We start from the raw sequence: 24,728 nt of genomic DNA, 5'->3' as shown, positions 1-24,728 counted from the left end.
TAGTTAAGAACGACTCCGTCCCGCCCGCAACCAACTATTTTGTAACCAATCATGGTTAATAACCGTAAGGTCAGACAGGTAGATCGCGCGCGCATCAAAAGGCGGCGGATTAACCCCCGGAGTAACCACAGTTAAAGCCCCCGAAGCTAACGCAGCTTGAGTACCCGAAACTGAATCCTCAAAAGCCATACACTCTAAAGGATCCACCCCCAAAAGACGCGCCGCCTCCAAATAGGGGAAAGGATCAGGCTTAGCAAACTCCACTTCATCCCCACAAATGGAAATATCAAAAATATCCGCAGGCGACCGGTCAATCACCGCCTGAGTAAACTTACGATAAGACGAAGTCACTAACGCCGTCTTAATCCCCAGTTCCTTAGCTAAAGTAAGCGTCTCCAACGCACCAGGAAGCCAAGGCACACCGCCCTCGACAACCTGAGAATGAACTGAATCCACTAAGTAGCTAACCGTCTGTTCCGTATCTAACTCAACGCCAGTTGCCCGCCGCATAATCTCAATCGAATCAGTAAGAGAATTCCCCGCTAACTGATCCGAATGCTCCGGAAGCCACCGCTGCCCTAAAGAAGCAAACAAACGTACCTCAGCCGTCTGCCAATAAAGCTCGGAATCGATTAAAGTACCATCCATGTCAAAAAGCATGGCCTTAGGAAGCTGCATGAAATCTTCTTTCTAAACGAACTGACAACCAGCCTACTAGTAGGCAGAAACCGGCACTGCATCGATCAAACCGGTGATTAAGAACAAAGCCAGCACCCCGGCTAAGGCTAAACGATAGTAAACAAAAACTGCGTAAGACTTAGTAGAAACCAGTTTAAGGAACCAAACTATCACCGCGTAACCAACTACGAAAGCCACCACCGTGGCAATCACCGTGGGAACTAAATCCAATGACTCTGCCCCACTTAAAACTTTCGAAAGCTTATAAAAACCCGAAGCAAAAACCGCAGGCATAGCTAAAAGAAATGAGTATCGGGCAGCTTCTTCCCGAGAATAACTCAAAAAACGCCCCATCGTGATTGTTCCCCCAGAGCGCGAAACCCCCGGGATTAGTGCCATAGCCTGGGCAAAACCATATAGAACCGCGTCAGACCAACTCATCTTGTCTAAAGTATTTTGCTGCGGAGCATACTTATCCACGTAGCCTAAAAGTAAAGCAAAGAACGCTAACATCACCACCGTGATCCACAGATTTCTAAACTGTGAATCAATCCATTCTTCCAATAAGAGCCCCAGCACAGCGATGGGAATAGACCCCACAATAATCATCCAACCCAAACGCACATCGGAATCACTTTGCGCCACGCGGGAAGCTACCGGAACTCCCGGCAATGCCAGAAACCACTTCTTAATAATCCGCGTAATATCTTTCCAAAAATAAATCAGCACCGCAGCTTCCGTCCCAATCTGGGTGATGGCAGTAAAAGCCGCTCCGGGATCTTTCATTCCCAGTAATTCCCCGCTAATGCGCAGATGCGCGGAAGAGGAAATTGGTAAAAACTCGGTGAGCCCCTGCACGAGCCCTAAAAAAATTGCTTCAAGCCAGTTCATCGTAAATACCCTACTTTAGAACATATTCCAGATACGATTATAAACGTGCAACAACGTTTTCTTGGATCCACTGGTTTAGCGATTTCCACAATCGGCTTAGGAACCCTCACCTGGGGGCGGGACACTCGCCCCGAAGAAGCTCGCGCAATTTGGAAGGCTTTCGCCGATTCAGGAGGAAATCTAATCGATACTTCCCCCACCTACGGAGAAGGACAAGCCGAAGCAACTATCGGCGAGTTACTTACCCACGATTTCCCCCGAAGTGAAACTATTTTGATTTCTAAAGGCGGTTTCTTTCAAAATGAGGGGCGTTTAAGAGCCGCTAATAATCGGAATGCGATTTTGAACTCTTTAGATGCTTCTCTTAAAGCTCTAAAAACCGATTACTTAGATATCCTACTTCTGTCCCGCCCAGATCCGCATACGCCGTTGGCAGAATCCTTAGCAGCTATTGAGATAGCCGTTAAATCTGGCCGAGTCAGATACTTTGGATTAGCGAACTTCCCGGTTTGGGATACGGCTTCTGCCTGGCAGTTAAGCCAGCAGCTTTCCCTCCCCTTGGCAACTGTCAGCGCTGAATACTCCCTCCTAAATCGTGAGGTGGAAACGCAGCTTCTACCCGCTTTAGAAGCTAACGGGATAGGCTTTATCGGCTGGTCTGGTTTGGCTCGTGGGGTTTTAACTGGAAAATATCGCCATGGCACTCCCCCAGATTCTCGCGGAGCTTCCAGCACTTTAGCTGGGTTTGTCACCCCTTACCTAGGGCGGGAAGCAAACGCAGTGGTTGAAGGTGTGATGACTGCTGCGAAAGGTTTAGACTATGCCCCTTGGGATGTTGCCTTGCAGTGGGCCTTATCCCAGCCGGCAGTATCTTCTATTTTAGTAGGGCCGCGCACTGAGTTACAGGCACAGCAAATCCTCTCTGGTGTTGAACTTACCGTTCCCCCGCAGATTTTAGAAGCCTTAGATCAGATCTCCGTTTAAGCACTTAACGGAGGGTGTTAGTTTAGTTAAAACTTACCCTGCGCGCTTCGATAGCTGTCTACCTGAAAGTCATCCAGATAAAGACTATTTTCTAACTCGTCTGTATCATCGTCGTAATCGTCATAGTCATCGTAATCGTCGATGAAGTCATCAGCTTCGTCAGTATAGTCGTCAGCTTCGTCGTCATACTCGTCAGCGAAATCTTCCGTAAAGTCTTCTTCTAACTCATCGTAATCATAGAAGTCATCGTCACGTTCACCTAACATTTCGAACGGCAAATCAACCCCATAGTGGTTAAAAAGCACGTCGTCGTAGGTGAAGAACGCATCACGCAAACGCTCTTCCACTGTTTCTAACACATTCGTATCGCCAGCTCCGGAAAGGTTAGCCATACGAGCTGCCTGCGCATGTGCTTCGAGCGCAGCAATCAAACGGTTTAAAGCTTCTTGCGGTTTTGTTCCCATAACATTACTCTATCGGAAAACGTGAAGAAAACCTATAAAAATTAAGATTCCAGTTCGACTGAGCTTACAGTCCACGCCTGGTCAAGATAGTTTCAGCACGCGCTTCATGACCGATTAAAGCAATAAAGGAATCATTTGGCTTTCGGGAATAACCTTTGGAAAGGATTTCTGCTTCTAAACGCTTTCCAGCCGCACGGTTGAAGCCGCCGTCCTCGTTCTGCGCCACTTCGTTGCGGAACCAGGCTTCACATTCAGCAACCAGCGTTTCAGCCCACATATAAGAGTAGTAGCCAGCGTCATACCCCACCGTAAATGCGTGGGGGAAGTAGGTGGAACGGTAACGCGGAGGAACCAGTTCAGAATATACCCCACTACGCTTTAACGCTTCAGCTTCAAATTCTTCAACTGAAGTGATTTGCGCAGGATCAGCAGTGTGCCACAGTTGATCTAATAGCGCAGAGGCACAGAATTCGACAGTTACATAGGCTTGCCCAAAAGTCTTTGATTTCTGCAGTTGCTCCAGCATTTCAGCGGGGATAACTTCCCCAGTTTCTGCGTGGCGTGCAAAGTTTGCAATCACTTGAGGATGGTATGCCCACATTTCATTTAACTGGGAGGGAAGTTCCACGAAGTCGCGGGGAACATTGGTTCCTGCCGTTAATGAGTACTTGGTTTTGGAAAGGAAACCGTGCAGGGCGTGCCCAAATTCGTGGAACAGAGTTTCAACTTCATCCCAGGTGAGATACTTCTTTTCCCCTTCTGCTACGGGCGTGTAGTTACAGCAGTTAATGATAATCGACTCATGGTCGGTTGCGCTGTGCCCTTGGAGTAGCGAGTTCATCCAAGCTCCCCCGTTCTTTCCGGGGCGCGCATAGGGGTCGATAATGAACAGGCCCAGGCTCTTGCCGGTTTCTTCATTGATCTCATAGACTCGGCAGGTGGGATGCCAACCCTTTAGCTCTGGGCGTAGTGTGGCGGTTAAACCAAAGAGGCGATTAGCGGCGTAGAAAACACCGTCCTCCAGCACCTTCCAAAGTTCCAGGTAGGGTTTGAGTGCTTCATTTGAGAGCCCTAAGGATGCTTCTTTTGTTTTAGTTTCATAGTAGCTCCAGTCCGCGGTGCTGAAGTTTTCAACTCCGTCGGCTTTCGCCATTTTCGCATAGGATTCTGCTTCTACAGCAAGTTTTTCGAGGGCGGCTACCCCAACCTGTGAGAGAAGCTGCTGCGCTGCTGCAACCGAGGGAGCAGTTTCAGTTGCCAGGACTGCTTCTGCGTGAGTGTTAAAGCCCAGGAGCTTAGCGCGCTGATAACGCGCCGCAACTATGTCTAATACCAGCTGGCGGGTATCTGTTGCTGGGTCTGCTCCGAATCCACGGGCTAGTGAAAGTTCCAGTAGTTGCCTGCGTTCTGACGGGTCAGTAATTTCTTCTAAGGCTGCCTGTAGGGTGAAGTTGTTTGGAGCGTAGGTTTTACCGTTGATCACGAACTCTGTGGCTAACTGTTTAGAAACTTTTTGCTGATATTGGGTCGCTAAATCGGCGATCTTAAGATCTAAAGCAGTCAGTTCAGCTTGTTTTTCGGGTGAAAGGTCAATCCCTCCTAACCTAAACTGCAGTAGTTCAGTGGCAACTAAGGTAGCTGATTCTTCGTCTAGTTCTTGTTTTTCTAGTTCCACGAATTTTTCAAATAAGGCGCGGTTTGTGCGTAGCTGGGCTTCCAGCTCAGTGTATTTATTGGAAAGAACCGCTAAGAGGGGTTCGTAGTCTACCCCGGCTCCAATGCTGGTCATGTGAAATGGTACGGCAATGGCTTCTGAAAAGGCCGCGGAAATCTGGTCTAAGGGTTCGAGGAAATCTTTAACTGTGGCGGGGACAGTTTCTAAGTTCTTTAAGGCAGCTAAGTAGGTTTGTGCAGCTGCGTCAAACTGGGCTTCACAACTTGCTGGGGTTAGTTCGCTGAATTTTGCGAGCCGGGTTTCGATTTTACTCATTATTTTCCTCACCTGTCAGATCAGTTTCTTTAAGTATATTTGAGTGCGGTTAGCTAAGTCGGTTTAGTTTAGTCCTCTAAGCCGAGTACTTTAGCTACATTCGGGGGGAAGAATCCGGGGCCTTTGAGGACTTTCCCGTCTTCTCGGTAGATTGGTTTTCCGTCCTCACCTAGCTTCGACAGGTTAGATGCCTGCACTTCGGCAAGTACTGCATCCAGGTCGATACCGCATTCTAAAGCCATTCCGTAAATCACGTAGACTAAATCGGCGAGCGCGTCTGCAACCTCAACTGTGTCACGCGTCTGGTCATCTGCCGCTTTGGCTTCTTGGTTGGCTTTTTCAATGATTTTTCGTGCTGTTTGCCCGTAGAGTGCGCCGGTGAGCTCTGCGAATTCTTCACTGATTAGGCCCATCCGCATGTGGATTCGCTCGCGGTCGCAGGTGGGGGTTTCACCCATTAGTACCGGGAGGTTGTAGACTTCGTGGAATTGGCGCACTAATTGGTTTGGGCGGGTGGGGTCGTAACTATTGTGGGTTAGTTTTTCACTCATCAGGGCTCTTTTCTTTCACCGGTTATTCGCTGTGTGAATGGTTCCAAGCTGTTTGTAGAATATTTTGGAAAGCTGCGGTGGGCTGGGCGCCCTCAACCAGGTAAGCATTGTCGAAAATGAACACGGGAACCGCATTTACTCCCATTTGCACGCCGATTTGGAAGTCTGAGAATACTTCGTTGGCATAGGTTTGGCTTTCGAGGGCGGCAAATACCCGTTCAGTATCAATCTGGAAGTCACTTGCTAAGGCAAGTAGTGATTCTGGGTTGGCCAGGTTCATTCCGTATTCAAAGCGTGCTCTGCCTAAGGCTTCGTGTACTTTTAGTTCCAGGGTATCTGGTCCGGTGGTTGTATCGTTTTCTACATCTATTTCTCTGGCTAGGCAGATTAGGCGATGCGCGTTAGTGGTGGAAGCGACTTTTACGTTCTCCCAGTCGAAACGAATTCCTTCTTTTGCGCCCAGGGCAGAAACTGCCTCTAAGGCGGCGTTTACTTCGGGAATCGTCATGCCTTTTGTTTGTGCTAGATACTGTGCTTCGCTTCGCTCATCTACTCCGGTTAGTTCTGGTTGCAGGAAGTAGGCGTGTAACCGTACAGTTACTTTGTCTTTTTCAGCAAATGCGCTTAATGCTTGTCGCAGGTGGCGTACTGCCAGGTAGCACCAGGGGCAGGCAACATCGGACCAAATATCAATATGCATAGGGATTATTCTACTTAACGAAGCAGATGACGGCGACCACACTTCGGATTATAAGACTGTTAAAGTGGTTTTATGAGTGTTAATCCTAAGAAATCTGACGATGTTTTGGATCAGGCTAAGTTGGCTGCGTTGACCACTGAGCTTTCTGACTATCAGGCGTTTCGTCAAAAGGTACTGATTCGTAATGATATGCAGCATTTGGGGTGGCTTCTTTTAGGAACTGCTTTAGTTGCCGGTTTTCTGAACGTCCTGGTGTTAAACGGGCAGGGGGTAACTGAATGGAGTCAGCTTCCCTATTTTTGGTTTAGTGCCTCTGGGAAAGGCTGGCTGTACACGTTCCTTTTTCGTTTCTTAGCTTTTGCGTCAGTTCTTTCACTTTGTTTAGGAATTGGGGTATCCATTTGGGCTCCGTCTTGGTATCGGCGTCAGTATAAGCAGGCGTACCGCGATTTTATGGCGCGGGGTTGGATCGCTCAAAGTGCAGTTTTAGGTTTAACTATGGATGATGACAGTTGGTGGATTCGTAAACCGGTGCAGGTGTTGGCGTTTTCTCCCCAACCTAAGTTGGTGGCAAAAAATTGGAAATCCGATCTGCGACTTTTACGTGCTGATGTTGAAGATAAGGCTTCTCAGCTGATGATTCAGCTTTTACTTCAAGACCGAGTTTTCCATGGGGCGCGCAGTGTACGCTCTTTACGCGGCCACTACGACCCGCCGCAGGTGGGTGGTTATACACTGGTGGGGTTTGGCCCTCTTAAACGGCTTCCTTCGGAAGGTAAGTTTGTGGTGGTGGCTCCCCCATCGGATGCGTCTGTCCGCAATCCAGAGAGTTTAGAGAAGCTAATTTTTTGGATTAGAGACCTGTAAGCGCCTTGCTGCGAGCGTTGCGATTACTGGGGTTGCCCAGATAGCTATCTTGCTGTGAGTGCTTAAAACATAAAATAAAAAGGACCTTGTTTAACAAGGTCCTTTTGTGCGCGAAAGGGGACTTGAACCCCTACTCCCGTTAAGTTGGGAACCAGCACCTCAAGCTGGCGCGTCTACCTATTCCGCCACCCGCGCAGTGGATCATCTGATTAATTCAGACGTCGTTTAAACTTTACCACGATTAGAAACTATGCACCTAATCAGGTTAGGGCTAGTAGCGGTGGTGTACCTCACGCAATGTGGGTAGCTCTGTTTTGAAAGGAGCTAACATAGCAGCGAAACGTTCCTGATCGCCTTTTGAAAGTACATTAAAGAAGTACTCATTGAAAAGGTCACGCTCCATTTGATTGGCTTCTTCCCAAAGTTTACGTCCGGCAGCGGTAATGGTGGCTACGTAGCCTCGCCCGTCCCGTTTGGAAATCGATTTTTCTACCAGCCCACGTTCAATTAATCCTGTAATCACATAGGATAAACGCGAGGGTGAGAAGCAGAGGCTATCTGCCAGCGTTCCCATCCGTAAACTACCGTTTTCAGCAACGTATAGCACAAATAGTGCTTCGTATTCAGCAGGTGCTAAATTCAAGCGGTTTTTTATTTTCGTATTTCGTAAAAAAGCTAGGCGCATTGTCACTTCTGTGAAAACTGTCCAAGCTGTGTCACGAAACAACGCTGTATTATCTTCATGTAGCATAAGTCGTTAACTCCATAGCTAGGTTAATGAGATATTAGTACTAGGATATGCTATTAACTAGCTATACACATAAAATCTAGGAAAGATGTCTGATTTTGACTAATCCAATCGTAATCTTTGACATGGACGGAACTATTACTGATTCTGCTCCATTAATCATGGAATCAATTAACTATACTTTGGTTAAACTGGGCAGGTCTGCGCAGCTTCCAGCTCAGCTTCCCCGGTGGGTGGGTCCTCCCCTGGCGGTTTCTTTTAGAGATTACGCTGGGTTTTCTGCAGATGAAGTTGCGGTAGCTATCGCTACCTACCGAGAACACTATGCGAAACATATGTTTGACGTACCGCTTTTTCCTGGAATTAAGGAGCTTTTAGAAAATTTCCAAAAAGCGGGTGTGCCCCTGGCTATTGCTACTTCTAAACTGGAGCGTTTAGCGTTGCCAATCGTTGAAGAACTTGGGTTAAGTAAGTATTTTTCCTACGTCTGCGGGGCAAAAGACGATGGGGTGAATCATGCTAAAGCAGATTTGGTGCAGGAAGTTTTAGAGTTTTTCCGTTCTCAGGGAACTAAGTTTGATTGCGCTTACATGATTGGCGATCGTATTTACGATATCGAGGCCGGTAAGGCGAACGGTATTTATACGATTGGGGTCAGTTGGGCTGGTTCGGATCTATCCGAGTTTGCGGAAGCTACCTATATTGCCCGTACTCCGGCTGATATTTTTAGTTTTGTCTTAGGCAAATAATCCTTTTGTGAAACTTAGTTAAGCAGTTGCTTGTTTCAATGCTAAATTTGCGTTCGCATACTGTGGATCGTGGGTGACTTCTTTTCCTACCCAAGCCGGTAAATCAGCGGCAGTTAGGGTTTCTACATTGTCACCTTCGATTTCTAAAAGGACCAGTCCGGTAAGGGCACCTAAGAATACATCTACTGTCCAAACGTGTTCAGAGGTTTTTAGGTAATGGCGGGTTTTTTCTAAAGAAGCGTAGGACATTTCTGCAAGCATTTGCTGGCCGTCTGCTTTGGGAATTGGGTATTCATATTCCACTCGTTTTAAGATTTCTCCGGGCATATTCGGATCATGTTGATCGCGTCCTTTTAGGGTGAGCCATGCTTGGGTATTTCCTACTCTGACGCGCACTAAACAGTTTTCTGCCGTAGCCAGGTAGCCTTGCCCGTAGTGGTCGCTGCTTTCAACTAGGGTTTTCCACCCGTCTGCTACGACTAAAAATTTACGTTCTATTTCAACTGCCATCGTCAGGTTTCCTATCGAAAATCACGTGACTGTGTTTGCACATTCACTTCACATTTTTCAATCTTATCTGCTACTAGCAAAAATGCATTGTCAGCGGTGTCTGCTACTCCGCGAATAATCAACGCGTTCGTGTTTAATGCAGTTAGTCGGTATCGTTTCCATAATCCTATTGAGCAGCGTACATTTATGATTCCAGTTTCATCTTCTAAAGCTAGGAATACTACCCCTTTAGCGGTGGCGGGGCGCTGCCGGTGAGTAACCAGGCCAGCTACTTTTATCCTCTGTTTATCGGCTGCTTGTTTTCCTGCTGCACAACTCATAATTCCGCGGTTAGTGAGGTCTGTTCTAAGTAGTTCAAAGGGGTGGAGTTGGGCGCTTCCTTGTGCCAGTTGGTAGTCTGCTTGTATTTCTTGGGGTTTAGTCATTTCTGGTAGTGTGACGGGCGAAAATTCTAGTCCAGGGAGAGTCGGTTGTTTTTCGTTTTGTGTTAGGAAACGAGCTTGCCAGAGAACATCGCGCCGGTTTATTCCCAAACTATTGAATGCTCCGGCAAGCCCTAAAAGGCGCAGGTGTGTTTCGTTTAGTTGGCAGCGCCAAGCTACTTCTGTTAAAGAAGTAAAAGGGGCTTTTTCACGGGCTTTGACAATACGCTGAGCCGTATTTTTTCCCAGTCCTTTTAGCAGGTGTAACCCCAGGTAAACTTCTTCATTTTCTGCTTTAGTGAGCCACTGCGAAGAGTTTACGTCTACTGCGTGTACTTTTACGTTGTGCCGGCGAGCGTCTGCGATCAAGCTGGCAACGGAATAAAATCCCATGGGTTGAGAGGCTATTAGTGCCGCGTAGAATTCTGCGCGGTGGTGTACTTTCATCCAGGCAGACGCATAGACAATGTAGGCGAATGAAAAAGCGTGTGATTCGGGGAAGCCAAATTGGGCGTAGCCTTTGAAATAGTTGAAGATTGTTTCGGCGTTTTCTTTAGAGATTCCTTTGGCTGCTATCCCTGCAAAAAGTTTAGGTTTTAGTTTTGCGAGTTTTTCGCTGGAGTCTTTTGCGCTGATTGCTTTACGTAGCTGGTCTGCTTCGGCGGTGGTAAAGCCGGCTGTCTCTACGGCGATTTGCATTAGCTGTTCTTGGAAGATGGGGACTCCCAAGGTGCGTTGCAAAATGGGTTCTAAGCTGGGGTGTATGTATGTAATGGGTTCTTTACCTAATCTGCGGCGCAGGTAGGGATTTACTGCGTTTCCTTGAATCGGCCCGGGGCGGATCAGAGCGACTTCTACTACCAGGTCGTAAAAGCAGCGGGGTTTTAGACGTGGGAGGGTGTTCATTTGGGCGCGCGATTCTACTTGAAAGACTCCTACGGTATCTGCCGCGCAAAGCAGGTCGTAAACGGCGGGGTCTTCAGCGGGGAGGTTATATAGGTTTAGTTTCTTTCCGTCTGTTCCCCTGTGTCCCATTTTTTCGAGGGCGGTGAACATACGTTTTAGGGCGGTTAGCATACCTAGTCCTAAAAGATCGAACTTTACTAATCCGACCTCGGCACAGTCTTCTTTATCCCATTGGAGGATGGTGCGCCCAGTTTTGCTTGCCCATTGCAGGGGGCAGATTTCTGAGACGGGTTGGCGGGTAAGTACCATTCCGCCGGTGTGCACTCCCAGGTGGCGCGGAAATTTTCGTAGTTGTTTTGCGATTTTTTCCACTCTGGGGTCTATGGGGATGGGGGTGAGTTGTTTACTCCAACTGCGGGCAATTGCTTCACTGTATCCAAAGGTTTTTGCCACGTCACTAATGGCGTAACGAGTTCTATAGGTAATCACGTTAGCTACTTGGGCGGCATTGTGTCGTCCGTATTTTTCGTAAACGTGTTGGATTACTTCTTCACGGCGTTCGGCTTCTATGTCGATATCTATATCGGGTGGCCCATCGCGGTCTGGGGAAAGGAAACGCGCGAACATGAGTTGATGTTTGACTGCATCTACTGCGGTTATTCCCAGACTGTAGCAAACTGCCGAGTTTGCTGCGGAGCCTCTTCCTTGACAGAGAATGTCATTGGCCAGGCAAAAATCAACGATTTCTTTAACGATGAGGAAATATCCGCAAAATCCCAGCTGGGTAATTATCTGTAATTCGGATTCGATAGTTTCCCAGGCTTTGGGGTTTTCATTTGGGGTGCCGTATCTTTTATAGGCGCCTTGATAGGTGCATTTGCGGAGCCAACTTTCTTCGGTTTCGTTTGGAGGGATGATTCCTTTGGGTAGTTGCGGGGCGATTAGGTTTAGGTTGAAAGCGAGTTTTTCGGCTAGTTCTGCGGCGTTTTCTGTGGCTTGGGGATAGTATTTATGGATTTTTTCCATTTCGCTTGCGCTTCGTAGTATTGCGGGGAAGGCTTCTAAGTATGGTTCGGTTTGTTCTAAAGTTCCTTTTAGGTGGATGGCGTTGAGTACGTTTGCGCGTGGAAGTGAGTTAATGTGGGCGGCTTTGACAGCGCCTGTAGCTATTAGGGGAAGTTGTAGTTGTTTCGCTAAAGTGGCTAGCTGGTGGCTGGTAAGTTCTTGTTCTTCGGGGGTTTGTAGGTTGCTTTCAATGGCGAGGGCGTTTCCGAATAAGCCAGTTAGTTTTTGTAGGAGTTGTTTTCCTCCTGTTATTCCTGTTTTGTTGAGGGCTTTCCGAAGGGGGCCTTTGGTAGTTCCGGTGAGGATAGTCCAGTTATCTTGAAAGTGGGTGGCGATTTCTTCCCAGCTGAGAATAGTGTCTTGACGGCTGGTGTTGGCAAGTTGGGTATCTGAGATTAGTTTGCAAAGTTGGTGGTAGCCTTTTACGTTATTTGCCAGTACAGGTAGGTGGACTAAGCCTAGGTCTGGGTCTTTTACCAGTATTTCTGTTCCGTAGATGCTTTTTATTTCGTGTGTTTTGGCTGCAACTGCAGTTTTTACTGCGCCGTACATTCCGTGGTAGTCCAAAATTGCTATTCCGGTTAGCCCCAGTTCTTTGGCTTGTTTAACTAGGGTTTCTGGGTGGTCGGCGCCGTAGAGAAAGCTGTAGCAGCTATGGGCGTGTAGTTCTGCGTATTGTGACACCCTCCTACTATATCGAACATCTGTTCGATATAGTAGGTTTAGCTTAGTATTGCTTGTAGGTCTGCTATTTTAAGGGCTTCTACTTTTTCTCCAACAATTGCTTCTGCAACTATGCGTTTATGTTCTTGCAGTGCCATTACTTTTTCTTCAATAGTTCCCTCGGCACATAGGCGGTAAACATTAACTGTTTTATTTTGTCCAATGCGGTGTGCTCGGTCGATCGCTTGATTTTCGGTTGCCGGATTCCACCAGGGGTCAAGTATAAAAACATTTTCAGCTTCGGTAAGGGTTAATCCAGTTCCTCCGGCTTTTAATGAAATTAAAAATACGGGGACTGCGGATTTCCTAAAGTTTTCAATAACCTGTTGGCGGTTCTGTGTACTCCCGTCAAGATAGGTGTACTCTATTCCAACGGTTGTTAAACTGTCTTTCACGCGCTGCAGATATGCGGTGTACTGCGAGAATACTAAAGATTTTTTACCTTCTGCGATTAGTGGTAGAAGTAGCTCAAGCAGGGCTTTAGTTTTTGCCGATTCTGGCCAATGCGCGTCTTTTTCAACTAAGGCTGGGTCCAGGGCCAGCTGGCGCAGCTGATTTAGCCCAGTAATCACTTTGAATCCTGCGGTAGCTCCGTCTTCTGCTACGGCGAGTAGTTCTTTACGGTGTTGATTTAAGTACCGCTCGTATAGTCTACGATGTTTGGCTTCTAACTGGACAGAGATTATTTGTTCTATTTTTGCTGGAAGTTGCGGAGCTACGAGTGTTTTAGTCCTCCGTTTCATAAATGGTTGTATGAGTGCTTGGAGTCGTTTGGATATTTCTGGGTCCGCGTAGTTTTCTACGCGTTTTCCGTATTGAAGATTAAACTCGGTAAAACCTGGCAGTAATCCGGGGTTTATAACCCGCATGATTGCCCATAAGTCGCTGAGACTATTTTCAATTGGAGTTCCGGTGGACGCAATTTTCCATTGTGTTTGCAGGTCTTTTGCTGCTTTATGCTGGCTGGTACGTGGGTTCTTAATGGCTTGTGCTTCGTCGAATACTACCCCGTCTAACTGTACCTGCTGATATTCTTTCGCATCGATTTGCAGTAGATTCCATGAGGTGATCAGCACATCGTTTTCTTTGAGTAGTTCCGCTATAGTTTGGGAGCGTTTCTTTTTACTGTGTCTAACGATAGTGACTTGTAGCTGGGGGTAAAAGCGTTTAGCTTCGTCTGCCCAGACTTGTAGAACTGAGGTAGGAGCGACTACCACTACCCCATTTTTTAGTTCTTTTGCACGCCGTTTAGCTTCTAATACGGTGAGTATTTGCAGGGTTTTCCCCAGCCCCATGTCATCTGCAAGGATCGCGCCAAAACCTCGGCTAGTGACTCTGTCCAGCCAGGCGCTTCCGGCGATTTGGTAGGGGCGCAGCGCCGCATTTTTTGGTTTAGGGAGGGTTCTTTCTGGAGTTTCAGCGACCAGCTCTGCAACTTGTGTAATCCATTTTTCGATTCCACTAATATCAACTTCGTAATGTTCTAAGCTAGTGAGCATTCCCAAACGCACCTTTGGGACTTGGAGAATCTGCCCTTCCCAATTACTACCGCTGATTCCTTCTAAGAGTGCTCTAAGGTTTTCTATTTGAGTTAAATCTAGTTCCACCCAGATACCGGATTCGGTTTTTACCCAGGTTCTTTGGTTGGCCAGGGCTTTAAAGACTTCCTCAATCGATACCAGCTGATCCCCTACTTCAATTACAACTTCTAGGTTGAACCAGTCGGGCTTTTCTCTGTCGAGCGTTTCTACATTTTGTAGGCGAATAACTGCCGGAGTTTGACTTATCTGCATTTGGGCTACAGCTGCGCTGAGATTCCAAGTAAGCCACTGGGTTTGGCTTTGGGTGGCTTCTACCAGTTTTTGTAACTGTGTGAATTTTTCGATTCCCAGGTAGTTTGTTTGCCTTTCTGGGTCTATTTCGGTTAGGTCCGTGGCATTTTCAAGGATTAGTTGGCGAACTTGTTGAAAGATTTCCTGATCTGCTGGGCGAGTAGTTTTAGCTTGGAACCAGGCAAGTTTAAGCGTTTGGGTTTCGTTTTCGTATCTTACTTGCCAGTCTATTTTAAGTTGGTAGTCAGCTAATTCAACTTCTGCAGTTATATACGGTCCATGCAGAGTTTGGTCTGCCACCAGTAGGTGGGATAGGTAGGGAAGGTAGTGTGCTTCGTATTCTTTGTGGTCTGCTTGGGGGATTACGATTCTGCGTTGTTGTTTGGCTGCTTCAACCAGTTGGTTGCTTTCTTCAGCTACGGGAATTAGGATTCGGTTTTTAAATTTAACGAGGGCGGGGTGGGTATCTAAAACTTGCGGGTAGGGAATGATTTGCCCGGCGTATTGTCCAACCACAATTAGTTCCAGATCCCCATTTTTTAAGGTGTGTGCGTCAAACCTTAAGTCGATTTCTTCAGTTGCTATTTCTAATGGGTGGTCGGTGTCGTCTAAGAATAATTCGATGCCAAGTTTTTCGGCTTCTTGGAGTAGTTTCCATGCTCGGTGTTCTAAGTTAGTTAAAGATATGCTTCGGTTATTTACCCAACTTAGTGAACGCTGTGCAGTATTCCAGATTTTTCGCACCATTTTTAGGTGGTCGATCCGGAGATCTTCAGTTACTGACTTCCATTTTGTGGAAGTTAAATCTGTCCAGCTAGCTCGGGTAGCTACCCATTTATCAGCTGCATTTTTTCGCCGCACTGTGATTTCCGGCGGGTGGATGGTAGTTTCGATAACTAATGCCAGGGGCTGTCCGGTAATTGGTTTTGCTAAGAAATTATCTAAGGTATCGCGCCAGGTAAGTTGTTGCTGGCTTTTTTCTTCACTTATTTTCCATAGTGCTGCCAGTACGTGTTTGCAGTAGCTACCGATGGAGCAGGCGCACCGCAGGTCTAAGTCTCTTGGCTGTTTACCTGGTTGGCTAATCCAGCAGGTGTAGGTTAGGCCTCCGCCTTTTACTTTGGCAATGATTTCTGTTTTTTCACTGTTGAACTGCCAAAAAGTAACTGCCCCACTATCTGCAAGGACTCTTCCCATGCTAAAAGTAGCTGGTCCGGCTAAGCGGATCCCAGCTTCTTCGGTTAAGGTAGCGATAGTTTTTTCTAACGCAGTTAGAGGTTTCAACAGGTTTCTTCCGTTTTACAAGGATTCAGTGAGTTTGTTCCGCTAATTTGCCGTTAGCTTCACTTAAGTAGCATGCTCCGCAGAGGGATTCATATCCTACGGCTACTCCGTCGATAGCGACTTGGTCACCGTCGAAGATAAATTCTCCGTCTAATGTGCGCCCATTAAAAATGGCTTTGCGGCCGCAACGGCAAATAGTTTTTAGTTCTTCTAAGGTATGGGCGATCTCTAGTAGGCGCCGGGCTCCGGGGAAAGCCACGGTTTGGAAATCTGTGCGAATTCCATAGGCTAAAACGGGGACGTTATCTAAAACGGCAATGCGAAGCATATCGTCTATTTGCTGGGGGGTGAAGAATTGGGCTTCATCTACTAATATGGCGGCAACTGGTAGAATTTCTACGTCGTTCATAAGGGCGTTTTCGTCATAGCCGGCAGCTACTTTTTGGAACTTGGCGCGAAAATCGTCTTGTGCGCTGATTAGCATATGTACTTCGCGGGTGACTCCTAAACGTGAAACGATTTTAGAATCGCCTTTTACGTCGATAGCTGGTTTAGCTAGAACAATCCGCTGGCCTCGTTCTTCATAGTTGTAGGCAGCTTGTAGTAGGGCCGTGGATTTTCCTGAGTTCATTGCTCCGTATCGGAAGTAAAGTTTAGCCACAGTTTCCTCTATTTACCTTGCTGTTTTTTACTTTTTCTCTCATAAGATTCTAACTTAATTTATTCGCATTTCGATTAGGCTTTACCAGATTCCTGCTAACCACCAGTTTCGTTGGGTGTAAACCATTAAAAGCTGTAAGTTTTCTGCCAGTTCCGGGGTGGTTTGCAGAGTTATTTTAAGCCAGATTTTTCCTGTTTTTTGGTTTGTTTCCCACCATTTCCCCAGCTGTATCCAAGGTCCAATGACACTAATAATTGCAGTTTCTTTAGGAATTGGTAGTTGTTTTAGTAAATATTCATGTGTTTTTGCTTCTAAAGCTAAGTATGTGGGGGGAGCTGCTAATAAACCGGTAGAAGTGATTTCTACAGAAGTTAATGAAGCAGTTAATAACTGTGCCTTCAAAGGAGGAGTAAAAACTGTACTGGGGGCTGGTAGGGTAAATCTGCCGTACCAGCTTCGCGAACTTTGTGAATTTGGGTAGGAAGCTAGTTTTTCAGCAGGTTTCCACGTTTCCCAAGCTGGTTGGGGTGGCTTTTGTCCCCAGGCATGGGTGGTGACTTTACTTATTGGATCCCAGCCTGCGGTTATTTTTATTTGTTGAGTTTGTTCTGCTCCTAAAATATGTTGCAGTTTCTCAGCTGTTCGTATGGCTCTTAAGTCGTTAGCGGTTTTATTCCCCCAGAGTTTTTGCAGGGTTTCTCCGATGGGGATCAGTTCAGTGGCCGTAATAGTTAGTTGTTTTATGCCGAAACTTTCTTTATAGATTTCAGTGTCCCAAAAAGTTTCATAAGTAGTTTTATCTAGTTGTAAAGCGGCTTGAGCCTGGTAGTGTTGCAGCCAAACTTGAAGTTGCCATTGCAATCGAGCAGTTATCTCAGTTGCCGTTGGAAAAGTAAAAAGTGCCCAGTTTCTGTCTACCTGTACTATTTGGGTTTCTAAATACTTCCTTCCTATTTCGTCAGCTATTTGTAGGGGTATCTGCAGTGTTGCTGCGATTGTGATTCCTTGTGCACTAACTTGTTTTTCTTGCAGATCCGTTACCAGCTGCTGTGCTTTTTCTAAAGATTGCCCCACAATTAGCAGTGGGTCTTGTATAGGTTTAGTAAACTCCAGTTCTACCCGGGGAATAAGCTCTTTTTTTAGAATAATTGTTTTAACTTCATCCGCAGCTACTAGCTGTTTTAAGGTGTGTGCGGCAAGTCCAAAGCGGGCTTGTATTTTTCCCCAGCCAAGCGCCTGTATTTCAGCGATAGTTTCTATCCCCATTTCGTTTAGCTCTAATAGCATTTCTTTTACTCTGTTGTTTTCTTCTGGGAAGAAATCAATTAGTGAGCTGAGGGGAAGTTCATTTACCGAGTTGCATTTTTGTCTACCGGGCAAATAATTATTTAGTTTTCTCCATGCATCTAAGTAGCTTTCACCGTAGGCTACATAGGCTTCAACAGAAGTTGTCAGTGCCACTGCATCAACCAACTGATTTAGAAATTCCGCTAACTTTAGTTTCTTAGATTCATTTTGCGCATAGGGAATACAAGCTAAACCAGGACGCATTATTTGTGCAAAAGGGGTTACTTCTTCTAAAGCTGTCATCACAACTGCGAAACTTCGTTGTAGCCGGTTTTCATCTAGGGGCATTACTAGCAGGTCTTTATAAAGATACCGCGCATAGTTAAGTTTCATTCCAACCCTAATCCCCATTTTTTGAGCTGCTAAAGTAGCTGCCTTTACCTGCCCTTTTTCAGCAGTTACTGCTACTGCACCGGGGGGTACGTCTAAAACTAAAGAGCAGGTTTCCCACTGGGGAACCATTACTAATATCACTGACATTAGCTGGCCCTTTCTACCTGGTATCGGCCAGCTGGCAGGTTCCATTGCCGGGAAATTCCACCCCAGGGTTCTAAAGTTAATAGAATATTTCGCCGTTTGCGCACTTTAGCAGCTAAGCGAGTTTTTTCTGCTCGGTTAAGGAATATTTGCCCACAAACTGTAATATCGAATCCATCCACTAACTCAGCTAGAATATCTGCAACCTGTGTCAGGGGCGGAGTTACCAGCAGTAGTTTCTCTAAATTAATTCCTGCTTCTACCGCCGCCACCCAACCTAAGTCACGCACCCCCACTATGCCTATCCACGGTGAGGTTTCCTGCAGGGAACTTAATGTTGTAATTAAAAGTCGATTCTGGTTTTCACTATGCTTATCCAAGTGCCAGACTTTACCATTTACAGCCTCTGCGGTAACTACTCCTAAACTATTTTCAGCTTTAATTAACTGCAGCCTAGCTTTAGCTAAACGTTCTTCTTTCCTTTCTGTGGCCAGGTCACTTATTACTTCCTGCGTTGAAAATGCTCTCATTTTGGTAACTCATTTCTCCCCCAAGAAATATCTTAATCGAACACCTGTTCCAAAAATAGCATTTTCTGGTGACACAATATTTTTCCTTATTTCTACACCTATTAGTTCCCCCATCGCCCTCGGAAACTAAAAGCTAGTTATTTTCGTTTGACAATATTCGCACCCCCTTTCAGCTAAACTGAACACAAGCTAAGGAAGGAAGAAAAAATGGATCTCTCTAAGCGCCCCCTTGCCCCCCACCCAGATGAGGCACTCCCACCTGTCCCCAGTTTCACTCTCACTTCCACTGCGGGCAGCAACGGACAGTCTCTCCCTTTCCCACAAACAGCCGCCGGAGGCTCCATCTCACCACAACTTAGCTGGAGTGGTTTCCCAGCTGAAACTGAATCTTTCTTTGTCACCTGCTTTGACCCAGATGCACCTACCCCAGCCGGCTACTGGCACTGGGGAATCCTGGATCTACCCGCCTCCCAAACAGAACTGGCTGAAAACGCGGGAATTTCTGATTTAGAACTAGACGGACCGGCTTTCCACCTGCCCAATGACACAGGAGAAGCCAGTTACTTTGGGGCAGCTCCCCCCGCAGGAGACCGCCCCCACCGCTACGTTTTCACTGTTCATGCGCTGAATGTAGACAGTTTGGATTTACCGGATGACACAACGATTACTACGGCTTCTTTCCACGCCCTCTTTCACACGATTGCGCGGGCTTCCCTCACGCTCACTTACCAAGAATTAGGGAAATAAAGCTAAACTATTCAACGTGCTACATATTATTTATTTTGAACCTGAAATTGCTGGAAACTCCGGTGCAGCTATTCGCTTATCCGCCTGCACGGGAAGTATGCTCCACCTGGTTGAGCCTTTCGGTTTCGACATGGAAGACTCGAAACTGCGTCGCGCAGGCTTGGACTATCATGATTTAGCTCATGTGCAGACGCACCCAAATTTAGAGTCCGCTTTTGCAGCTGTTCCTGGGAATATTTATGCTTTTACCGGAAGTGCCACTGACTTTTACTCTGACGTTACATACGCCGATGGAGATGGTTTACTCTTTGGAAAAGAAAGCACTGGCTTACCTGCCTGGGTTTTAGAACACCCTCGTTTAACACAAAAAGTGCGGATCCCGATGCTTCCTGAACGCCGTTCACTAAACCTAACTAACTCTGCTTCAATCGTGATTTATGAAGCGTGGAAGCAGTTAGGCTACCCCGGCGGAGTTTAAGGCTATTTCCAACCGCATTTAGCCCTCCTAAATCAAAGTTATCAACTACTTTAGGTTAATAATTGCAGTTCTAAGTGTGCTTATGGTGGAGGCGTTTCCGCATATTTTAACCGGTTTCGCTACACTAAAAGCATGACTAATATTTCTTTTATTTACGATAACCCCACCCAAGTTACTGCCGACCTGCTAATTGCTTATGTTAGCGAAGCTGGAATTTTCGGCGTAAATGATACTGCTATTGCACAAGCTGCTAGTGACCTAAAGGTTGAGACTTCCGCAGGAACCCGCACGCTACTTCCTTCCTGTGGTAGCGCCGCCCGGCAGATCGCTTTAATCGGCACTGAACTGTCTGAAATGGCAAAACGCAGAAGCACCAGTTTTGATGACGGACTTGAATTAGCTGGCACTGGCCGGCATCGCCACTACGCTGCCATTGGGGTGCGTGGCGCAAAAGCTAAGAAAGTTGTTTTAGCTGGGAACTATCAAACTTTTGATGAAGTAGTTGCCGCCGGAGTCGGTGCGATTTTAGGTAACTACGAGTTCAAAAAGTACGGAAACAGTGAAGTTAATTCACTTGCTGAACTGGTTATTTTAGCTCCTGCAGATTTAGATGAAGATTTAGCCCAGCTAAGAATCAGTGTTTTAGCTGAATCAATGATTCAGGTGATGGATTTAGTAAACCGCGCACCTAATGACCTATACCCAGAAACTTTCGCTAACTATGCTAAAGAAGAAGCTGAAAAACTGGGGATTACGGCGGAAGTTTGGGATTTTGACCGCCTGGTAGCCGAAAACTGTGGGGGGATTGTGGCTGTGGGACAAGGCTCCACCCATAAACCTTATTTGGTGAAACTTTCCTACACTCCTGAAAATGCGGAAAACCAGATTTCGTTTGTTGGTAAGGGAATCACTTTTGATTCTGGTGGTCTTTCTTTGAAGCCTTCCGATTCGATGGAGACGATGAAATGCGACATGGCTGGCGCAGCAACTGTTTTGGCAGCCACTTTAGCAGCTGCTAAGTTGGGGCTTTCTGTTGGAGTTTCTACTTATTTGGCGCTGGCTGAGAACTTACCTTCATCTACTGCGCAGCGTCCTTCTGACGTTTTGCTGATGCGTAATGGTTTAAGTGTGGAAACTACTAATACTGATGCTGAAGGTCGTTTAGTGATGGCGGATGCTTTGGCTTTAGCTGCCGAAACTGATACTGATGCGATTGTTGATGTAGCTACTTTAACTGGCGCACAGATGGTTGGTTTAGGAGTTCGTACTGCTGGCGTGATGGGAACTGAGGAAGTTCGTGATGTGCTAGTTGCTTCAGCTAATGAGGTTGGGGAAGCGATGTGGCCCGCTCCCCTGCCTTCCTACTTGCGCGAAACTTTACGCAGTCCGGTGGCGGATTTGAAGAACTCGGGAATTCGTTGGGGCGGGATGCTCACCGCGGGGATTTTCCTTCAAGAGTTCGTTGCCGATAAGCCTTGGGCGCATGTTGATATTGCCGGGCCTGCCTATAATGATGGGTCTGCCTGGGGTGCGAATGCTTCGGGTGCTACCGGAATGGGTGTTTTAACTTTAGTTGAATGGTTGGAAACTTTAGTTTAGGTTTCTTTAAGTGGCGCACGGGTTTTCGTGCGCCACTTATTTTTCCGATTATTTCTCCGATAATTTTCTGATATTTTTCCGATATTTTTCTAACTATTTTTCCGATATTTTCCCGATATTTTTCCGAGGGCGTTGCAAGAACTTTCCTTGCAACTATCTGTCTCATCATTTTGGCTATTTTCTCACGTTATTTTTTAGGTTTGTCGCAGACAAATTTAGTTAAAAAGTGAGAGAATAGGATTAAGTGCGACCATTGTCGGTCGAATTATTTTGCACAGAGGAGTATCACGTGAGTGAAGAACTTTACGACATTGTCATTCTTGGTGCCGGTTCCGGTGGCTACGCTGCAGCCTTACGCGGTGCACAGCTGGGCTTAAAAGTAGCCTTGATCGAGGGTGATAAGCTGGGGGGCACTTGTTTGCACCGTGGCTGTATTCCCACGAAGGCTTACTTGCACGCAGCTGAAGTTACCGAAACAGTTAAGCATTCTGCTTTCTTTGGGATTAACTCAGAATTCCACGGAATTGATATGCACCGTGTAGCTGAATACCGCGATGGGGTTATCAATAAACTTTATAAGGGCTTACAGGGCTTAGTTAAGAGCCGTAAGATCGATTTCATTCAAGGTTGGGGACGTCTAACTGCACCTGATACTGTCACTGTTGACGGGCGCGCTTACCGTGGTAAGCATATTGTTTTAGCTTCTGGTTCTTATTCAAAGACGATTCCAGGGCTTACTATTGAAGGTCGAGTAATTACCTCTGATCAAGCTCTGCAAATGGAATGGGTTCCTTCTTCTGCGATTATCCTTGGCGGCGGCGTGATTGGGGTTGAATTCGCTTCGGTTTGGAACTCTTTCGGCACTGACGTAACTATCATCGAAGGGCTTCCTAATCTGGTTCCTAATGAGGATGAAGCTATTTCAAAGAACTTGGAACGTGCTTTCCGTAAGCGCAAGATTAATTTCAAAACTAAGACGATGTTCCAGTCAGTTACCCAAGATGATAATGGCGTGCACGTGACCACTTCTGATGGCAAAACCTACGATGCTGACGTTTTGCTAGTTGCTATTGGGCGTGGTCCACAAACTGCCAATATGGGATACGAAGAAGTTGGCATCCCTATGGATCGCGGTTTTGTGTTGGTAAATGAACGCCTCCACACCGGAGTCGGTAACATTTACGCAGTGGGAGATATTGTTCCCGGATTGCAGTTGGCTCACCGTGGTTTTGCTCAGGGACTTTTTGTTGCTGAAGAAATCGCTGGCTTGCAGCCGGTTCCTGTTGATGAAACTGGGATTCCAAAGGTAACTTTCTGTGAACCTGAAATTGCTTCGGTAGGGCTTACTGAAAAGCAGGCGAAGGAAAAGTATGGTGCCGATAAGGTTAAGTCGGTTGAGTTTAACCTGGCTGGTAACGGTAAGTCACAGATCCTTGATACAACTGGTTTTGTGAAGCTAGTTTCTGTTATTGATGGGCCGATTGTAGGTTTCCACGCGATTGGTGCCCGGATGGGTGAACAAGTTGGTGAAGGACAGTTAATTGTTAACTGGGAAGCATATGAAGCTGATTTAGCGGCTTTGATCCACGCTCACCCCACTCAAAATGAATCTATTGGTGAAGCAGCTCTGGCATTAGCTGGCAAACCGCTTCACGCACACGACTAATAAACACCCCCTCAAAATTTAAAGGAGACATTTTAAATGGCACACGTATTAGAAATGCCTGCGCTCGGTGAATCTGTAACCGAAGGCGTTGTCACCACTTGGTTAAAGCAGGTGGGTGATGTAGTTGAAGCTGACGAAGCGATCGTTGAAGTTTCTACTGACAAAGTTGATTCTGAAGTTCCTTCCCCTGTATCTGGCGTGATTTTAGAAATCTACGCTGGTGAAGATGAAACTGTTGCTGTAGGGGGACGGCTTTGTTTAATCGGTGATGCTTCTGAAGGTGGACAGCCAGCAGCTGCTCCTGTAGCTGAAGCTCCCGCTGCTGCTGCGCCTGTTCCGGCAGTAGAACCAGCCGCGGCAACTCCAGTTGCTTCCGAGGGCGTTGAAGTAGTCCTCCCTGCATTAGGTGAATCTGTCACTGAGGGAGTTGTTACTTCTTGGCTGAAAGCAGTAGGTGACGAAGTTGCTGAAGATGAGCCTCTATTGGAAGTTTCTACCGATAAGGTTGATTCTGAAGTTCCTGCTCCCGCAGCCGGATTCTTAACTGAAATCCGCGTTCAGGAAGATGAAACTGCTTCCGTAGGTCAGGTTCTGGCTATCATTTCTTCTTCTGCAGTTGCTTCTGCCCCAGCCCCTGCAGCCGCTCCGGCAGCACCTGCTCCAGCCCCAACCCCAGTAGCCCCTGCAGCTCCAGTAGCGCCTGCAGCTCCAGCTCCGGCACCAGCCCCAGTAGCTCCCGCAGCTCCAGCTCCGGTAGCAGCTTCTACTCCTGCACCTGCAGCTGCTTCAGTTCCTCCCCCAGCTGCAGGCGTTTACGTAACTCCACTGGTACGTAAACTTGCGAAAGAAAAGGGCATCGATCTAAATACCCTCACCGGAACCGGAATCGGCGGACGAATTCGGAAAGAAGATGTTCTCGAAGCAGCAGCTAAACTTGCTTCCGCTGCCCCGGCAGCTACCCCTGCTCCAGCAGCAAGTAGCGGTCCGGTTATCGAAGTTGATACCACCTTACGTGGCAAGACTGAGAAGATGAGCCGTCTGCGTCAGACGATTGCTAAGCGCATGATGACTTCTCTACAGACCTCAGCTCAGCTAACCACTGTAGTTGAAGTAGATGTAACTAAGGTAGCTTCATTACGCGCCCGCGCTAAGGCTAGCTTCATTGAACGTGAAGGCACTAACCTTACCTTCCTACCTTTCTTTGTAAAGGCAGCAACTGAAGCTCTGAAGATGCACCCGAAGATTAACGCTACCATTAACGGTAACGAAGTAACCTACTACGATTATGAAAATATCGGTATCGCAGTAGATACTCCAAAGGGTCTTTTCGTTCCAGTAATTAAGGGAGCCGGAGACCTCACCTTGGGCGGTCTGGCAAAATCCATTAACGACTTAGCAAAGCGCACCCGCGATGGCAAAGCCGATGTCTCTGAACTAACCGGATCCACTTTCACAATCACTAACACCGGCTCCGGAGGGGCTCTCTTCGATACTCCGGTATTGAATACCCCTGAGGTTGCTATTTTGGGTGTTGGCTCTATTGTGAAGCGTCCTATGGTAGTTAAGGATGCTGAAGGAAACGAAACTATCGGTATTCGTTCCATGGTTTATCTAGCACTGTCTTACGATCACCAGCTAATCGACGGAGCGGACGCAGCTCGTTACCTGATGACCGTTAAGAAGCGCCTAGAAGCCGGCGAATTTGAAGGTGAACTGGGCCTCTAAACCCACAGGTTTAACTTCAAAATAACCACATATTTTAGGAAGTCTCGGTGCAAATGCACCGAGACTTCCTAAAATTTCTTAACTCATAAAACAGATTCTTAACTCATAAAACAGATTCTCAACTCATAAAACAG

At 46.8% G+C, this 24,728-nt stretch carries 21 protein-coding genes and 1 tRNA gene; 8 read left to right on the top strand and 14 right to left on the bottom strand.

Annotated elements, in window-relative coordinates; all coding sequences use genetic code 11:
* Positions 1-3 precede the first annotated feature (3 nt).
* Positions 4-678 (bottom strand): HAD family phosphatase, encoded by a 675-nt coding sequence (locus tag NXS08_RS02110; RefSeq protein WP_259136690.1) that lies wholly within the window; start codon positions 676-678, stop codon positions 4-6.
* A 36-nt stretch (positions 679-714) separates the two neighbouring features.
* Positions 715-1,569 carry an undecaprenyl-diphosphate phosphatase gene (locus tag NXS08_RS02105; RefSeq protein WP_259136688.1) on the bottom strand — a complete coding sequence of 285 codons (855 nt, stop codon included), beginning with the start codon at positions 1,567-1,569 and terminating at the stop codon, positions 715-717.
* Between the two features lie 45 nt (positions 1,570-1,614).
* On the opposite strand from NXS08_RS02105, the gene NXS08_RS02100 reads away from it, so the two are divergent.
* Positions 1,615-2,553 carry an aldo/keto reductase gene (locus tag NXS08_RS02100; RefSeq protein ID WP_259136686.1) on the top strand — a complete coding sequence of 313 codons (939 nt, stop codon included), beginning with the start codon at positions 1,615-1,617 and terminating at the stop codon, positions 2,551-2,553.
* Between the two features lie 26 nt (positions 2,554-2,579).
* Here NXS08_RS02100 and NXS08_RS02095 read toward each other — a convergent pair whose 3' ends face one another.
* The 4 genes from NXS08_RS02095 to NXS08_RS02080 form a co-directional block, all read right to left on the bottom strand.
* Positions 2,580-3,017 carry a hypothetical protein gene (locus tag NXS08_RS02095; RefSeq protein WP_259136684.1) on the bottom strand — a complete coding sequence of 146 codons (438 nt, stop codon included), beginning with the start codon at positions 3,015-3,017 and terminating at the stop codon, positions 2,580-2,582.
* A 64-nt stretch (positions 3,018-3,081) separates the two neighbouring features.
* On the bottom strand, positions 3,082-5,007 hold the full coding sequence (locus tag NXS08_RS02090) for a M3 family metallopeptidase (protein WP_259136681.1): 1,926 nt from the start codon (positions 5,005-5,007) through the stop codon (positions 3,082-3,084).
* 68 nt (positions 5,008-5,075) lie between these two features.
* Entirely contained in the window at positions 5,076-5,558 is a 483-nt protein-coding gene (locus NXS08_RS02085; RefSeq protein WP_259136679.1) for a nucleoside triphosphate pyrophosphohydrolase family protein, read from the bottom strand.
* Positions 5,559-5,580: 22 nt separating this feature from the next.
* The gene (locus NXS08_RS02080) at positions 5,581-6,258 is read right to left on the bottom strand and encodes a DsbA family protein (RefSeq protein WP_259136677.1); all 678 of its coding nucleotides are present in this window, start codon (positions 6,256-6,258) and stop codon (positions 5,581-5,583) included.
* 72 nt (positions 6,259-6,330) lie between these two features.
* Between NXS08_RS02080 and NXS08_RS02075 the strand changes: the two genes are divergently transcribed.
* Positions 6,331-7,125: a hypothetical protein gene (locus NXS08_RS02075; RefSeq protein WP_259136675.1), complete on the top strand. Its 795-nt coding sequence runs from the start codon at positions 6,331-6,333 to the stop codon at positions 7,123-7,125.
* A 107-nt stretch (positions 7,126-7,232) separates the two neighbouring features.
* Here the strand turns inward: NXS08_RS02075 and NXS08_RS02070 are convergent.
* Together NXS08_RS02070 and NXS08_RS02065 are read right to left on the bottom strand one after the other, a co-directional pair.
* Positions 7,233-7,320 (bottom strand) — tRNA-Leu (locus tag NXS08_RS02070).
* 76 nt (positions 7,321-7,396) lie between these two features.
* Positions 7,397-7,876, bottom strand: a complete 480-nt coding sequence (locus NXS08_RS02065; RefSeq protein ID WP_259136672.1) for a MarR family winged helix-turn-helix transcriptional regulator — start codon at positions 7,874-7,876, stop codon at positions 7,397-7,399.
* 95 nt (positions 7,877-7,971) lie between these two features.
* Here NXS08_RS02065 and NXS08_RS02060 point away from each other — a divergent pair, with 95 nt between their 5' ends.
* Positions 7,972-8,622 carry an HAD hydrolase-like protein gene (locus NXS08_RS02060; protein ID WP_259136670.1) on the top strand — a complete coding sequence of 217 codons (651 nt, stop codon included), beginning with the start codon at positions 7,972-7,974 and terminating at the stop codon, positions 8,620-8,622.
* 18 nt (positions 8,623-8,640) lie between these two features.
* Here the strand turns inward: NXS08_RS02060 and NXS08_RS02055 are convergent, their stop codons facing one another.
* The 6 genes from NXS08_RS02055 to NXS08_RS02030 form a co-directional block, all read right to left on the bottom strand.
* Positions 8,641-9,132, bottom strand: a complete 492-nt coding sequence (locus tag NXS08_RS02055) for a CYTH domain-containing protein (protein ID WP_259136668.1) — start codon at positions 9,130-9,132, stop codon at positions 8,641-8,643.
* 11 nt (positions 9,133-9,143) lie between these two features.
* Positions 9,144-12,209 carry an error-prone DNA polymerase gene (locus NXS08_RS02050; protein WP_259136666.1) on the bottom strand — a complete coding sequence of 1,022 codons (3,066 nt, stop codon included), beginning with the start codon at positions 12,207-12,209 and terminating at the stop codon, positions 9,144-9,146.
* A 38-nt stretch (positions 12,210-12,247) separates the two neighbouring features.
* The gene (locus NXS08_RS02045; protein WP_259136664.1) at positions 12,248-15,364 is read right to left on the bottom strand and encodes a DEAD/DEAH box helicase; all 3,117 of its coding nucleotides are present in this window, start codon (positions 15,362-15,364) and stop codon (positions 12,248-12,250) included.
* Positions 15,365-15,389: 25 nt separating this feature from the next.
* Positions 15,390-16,025 (bottom strand): thymidine kinase, encoded by a 636-nt coding sequence (locus NXS08_RS02040; RefSeq protein WP_259136662.1) that lies wholly within the window; start codon positions 16,023-16,025, stop codon positions 15,390-15,392.
* Positions 16,026-16,106: 81 nt separating this feature from the next.
* Complete coding sequence (locus NXS08_RS02035) at positions 16,107-17,852, bottom strand: hypothetical protein (RefSeq protein WP_259136660.1); 1,746 nt, start codon at positions 17,850-17,852, stop codon at positions 16,107-16,109.
* Positions 17,852-18,379, bottom strand: coding sequence for a hypothetical protein (locus tag NXS08_RS02030; protein WP_259136658.1), 528 nt, complete (start codon positions 18,377-18,379; stop codon positions 17,852-17,854). The genes NXS08_RS02035 and NXS08_RS02030 overlap by 1 nt, the downstream gene beginning before the upstream one ends.
* A gap of 207 nt (positions 18,380-18,586) precedes the next feature.
* Between NXS08_RS02030 and NXS08_RS02025 the strand changes: the two genes are divergently transcribed.
* The 5 genes from NXS08_RS02025 to sucB all read left to right on the top strand — a co-directional run bounded on the left by NXS08_RS02025 (position 18,587) and on the right by sucB (position 24,594).
* A complete protein-coding gene (locus tag NXS08_RS02025; protein WP_259136655.1) occupies positions 18,587-19,126 on the top strand; it encodes a YbhB/YbcL family Raf kinase inhibitor-like protein in 540 nt (179 codons plus the stop codon).
* A 16-nt stretch (positions 19,127-19,142) separates the two neighbouring features.
* Positions 19,143-19,604 (top strand): tRNA (cytidine(34)-2'-O)-methyltransferase, encoded by a 462-nt coding sequence (locus NXS08_RS02020; RefSeq protein WP_259136653.1) that lies wholly within the window; start codon positions 19,143-19,145, stop codon positions 19,602-19,604.
* A gap of 132 nt (positions 19,605-19,736) precedes the next feature.
* Positions 19,737-21,203 (top strand): leucyl aminopeptidase, encoded by a 1,467-nt coding sequence (locus tag NXS08_RS02015; protein WP_259136629.1) that lies wholly within the window; start codon positions 19,737-19,739, stop codon positions 21,201-21,203.
* A 289-nt stretch (positions 21,204-21,492) separates the two neighbouring features.
* The gene (gene lpdA / locus NXS08_RS02010; protein WP_259136627.1) at positions 21,493-22,869 is read left to right on the top strand and encodes a dihydrolipoyl dehydrogenase; all 1,377 of its coding nucleotides are present in this window, start codon (positions 21,493-21,495) and stop codon (positions 22,867-22,869) included.
* A 36-nt stretch (positions 22,870-22,905) separates the two neighbouring features.
* Positions 22,906-24,594, top strand: coding sequence for a 2-oxoglutarate dehydrogenase, E2 component, dihydrolipoamide succinyltransferase (gene sucB / locus NXS08_RS02005; RefSeq protein WP_259136625.1), 1,689 nt, complete (start codon positions 22,906-22,908; stop codon positions 24,592-24,594).
* Positions 24,595-24,728: the final 134 nt, after the last annotated feature.

Origin of the sequence: Gleimia sp. 6138-11-ORH1, from assembly GCF_024814355.1 — a bacterium.
In the GTDB taxonomy this organism is placed as follows: Bacteria; Actinomycetota; Actinomycetes; order Actinomycetales; family Actinomycetaceae; genus Gleimia.
The sequence above is the reverse complement of the archived record's forward strand: the minus strand, read 5'-3'. Positions and strand labels throughout refer to the sequence as shown.

What these genes read in the sequence shown, in the direction of transcription:
- NXS08_RS02090 (WP_259136681.1), bottom strand. Translation starts at nt 5,007, where the DNA reads ATGAGTAAAATCGAAACCCGGCTCGCAAAATTCAGCGAACTAACCCCA.
- NXS08_RS02015 (WP_259136629.1), top strand. Translation starts at nt 19,737, where the DNA reads ATGACTAATATTTCTTTTATTTACGATAACCCCACCCAAGTTACTGCC.
- NXS08_RS02095 (WP_259136684.1), bottom strand. Translation starts at nt 3,017, where the DNA reads ATGGGAACAAAACCGCAAGAAGCTTTAAACCGTTTGATTGCTGCGCTC.
- NXS08_RS02065 (WP_259136672.1), bottom strand. Translation starts at nt 7,876, where the DNA reads ATGCTACATGAAGATAATACAGCGTTGTTTCGTGACACAGCTTGGACA.
- NXS08_RS02085 (WP_259136679.1), bottom strand. Translation starts at nt 5,558, where the DNA reads ATGAGTGAAAAACTAACCCACAATAGTTACGACCCCACCCGCCCAAAC.
- NXS08_RS02110 (WP_259136690.1), bottom strand. Translation starts at nt 678, where the DNA reads ATGCAGCTTCCTAAGGCCATGCTTTTTGACATGGATGGTACTTTAATC.
- NXS08_RS02035 (WP_259136660.1), bottom strand. Translation starts at nt 17,852, where the DNA reads ATGTCAGTGATATTAGTAATGGTTCCCCAGTGGGAAACCTGCTCTTTA.
- NXS08_RS02105 (WP_259136688.1), bottom strand. Translation starts at nt 1,569, where the DNA reads ATGAACTGGCTTGAAGCAATTTTTTTAGGGCTCGTGCAGGGGCTCACC.
- NXS08_RS02055 (WP_259136668.1), bottom strand. Translation starts at nt 9,132, where the DNA reads ATGGCAGTTGAAATAGAACGTAAATTTTTAGTCGTAGCAGACGGGTGG.
- NXS08_RS02030 (WP_259136658.1), bottom strand. Translation starts at nt 18,379, where the DNA reads ATGAGAGCATTTTCAACGCAGGAAGTAATAAGTGACCTGGCCACAGAA.
- sucB (WP_259136625.1), top strand. Translation starts at nt 22,906, where the DNA reads ATGGCACACGTATTAGAAATGCCTGCGCTCGGTGAATCTGTAACCGAA.
- NXS08_RS02080 (WP_259136677.1), bottom strand. Translation starts at nt 6,258, where the DNA reads ATGCATATTGATATTTGGTCCGATGTTGCCTGCCCCTGGTGCTACCTG.
- NXS08_RS02025 (WP_259136655.1), top strand. Translation starts at nt 18,587, where the DNA reads ATGGATCTCTCTAAGCGCCCCCTTGCCCCCCACCCAGATGAGGCACTC.
- NXS08_RS02075 (WP_259136675.1), top strand. Translation starts at nt 6,331, where the DNA reads ATGAGTGTTAATCCTAAGAAATCTGACGATGTTTTGGATCAGGCTAAG.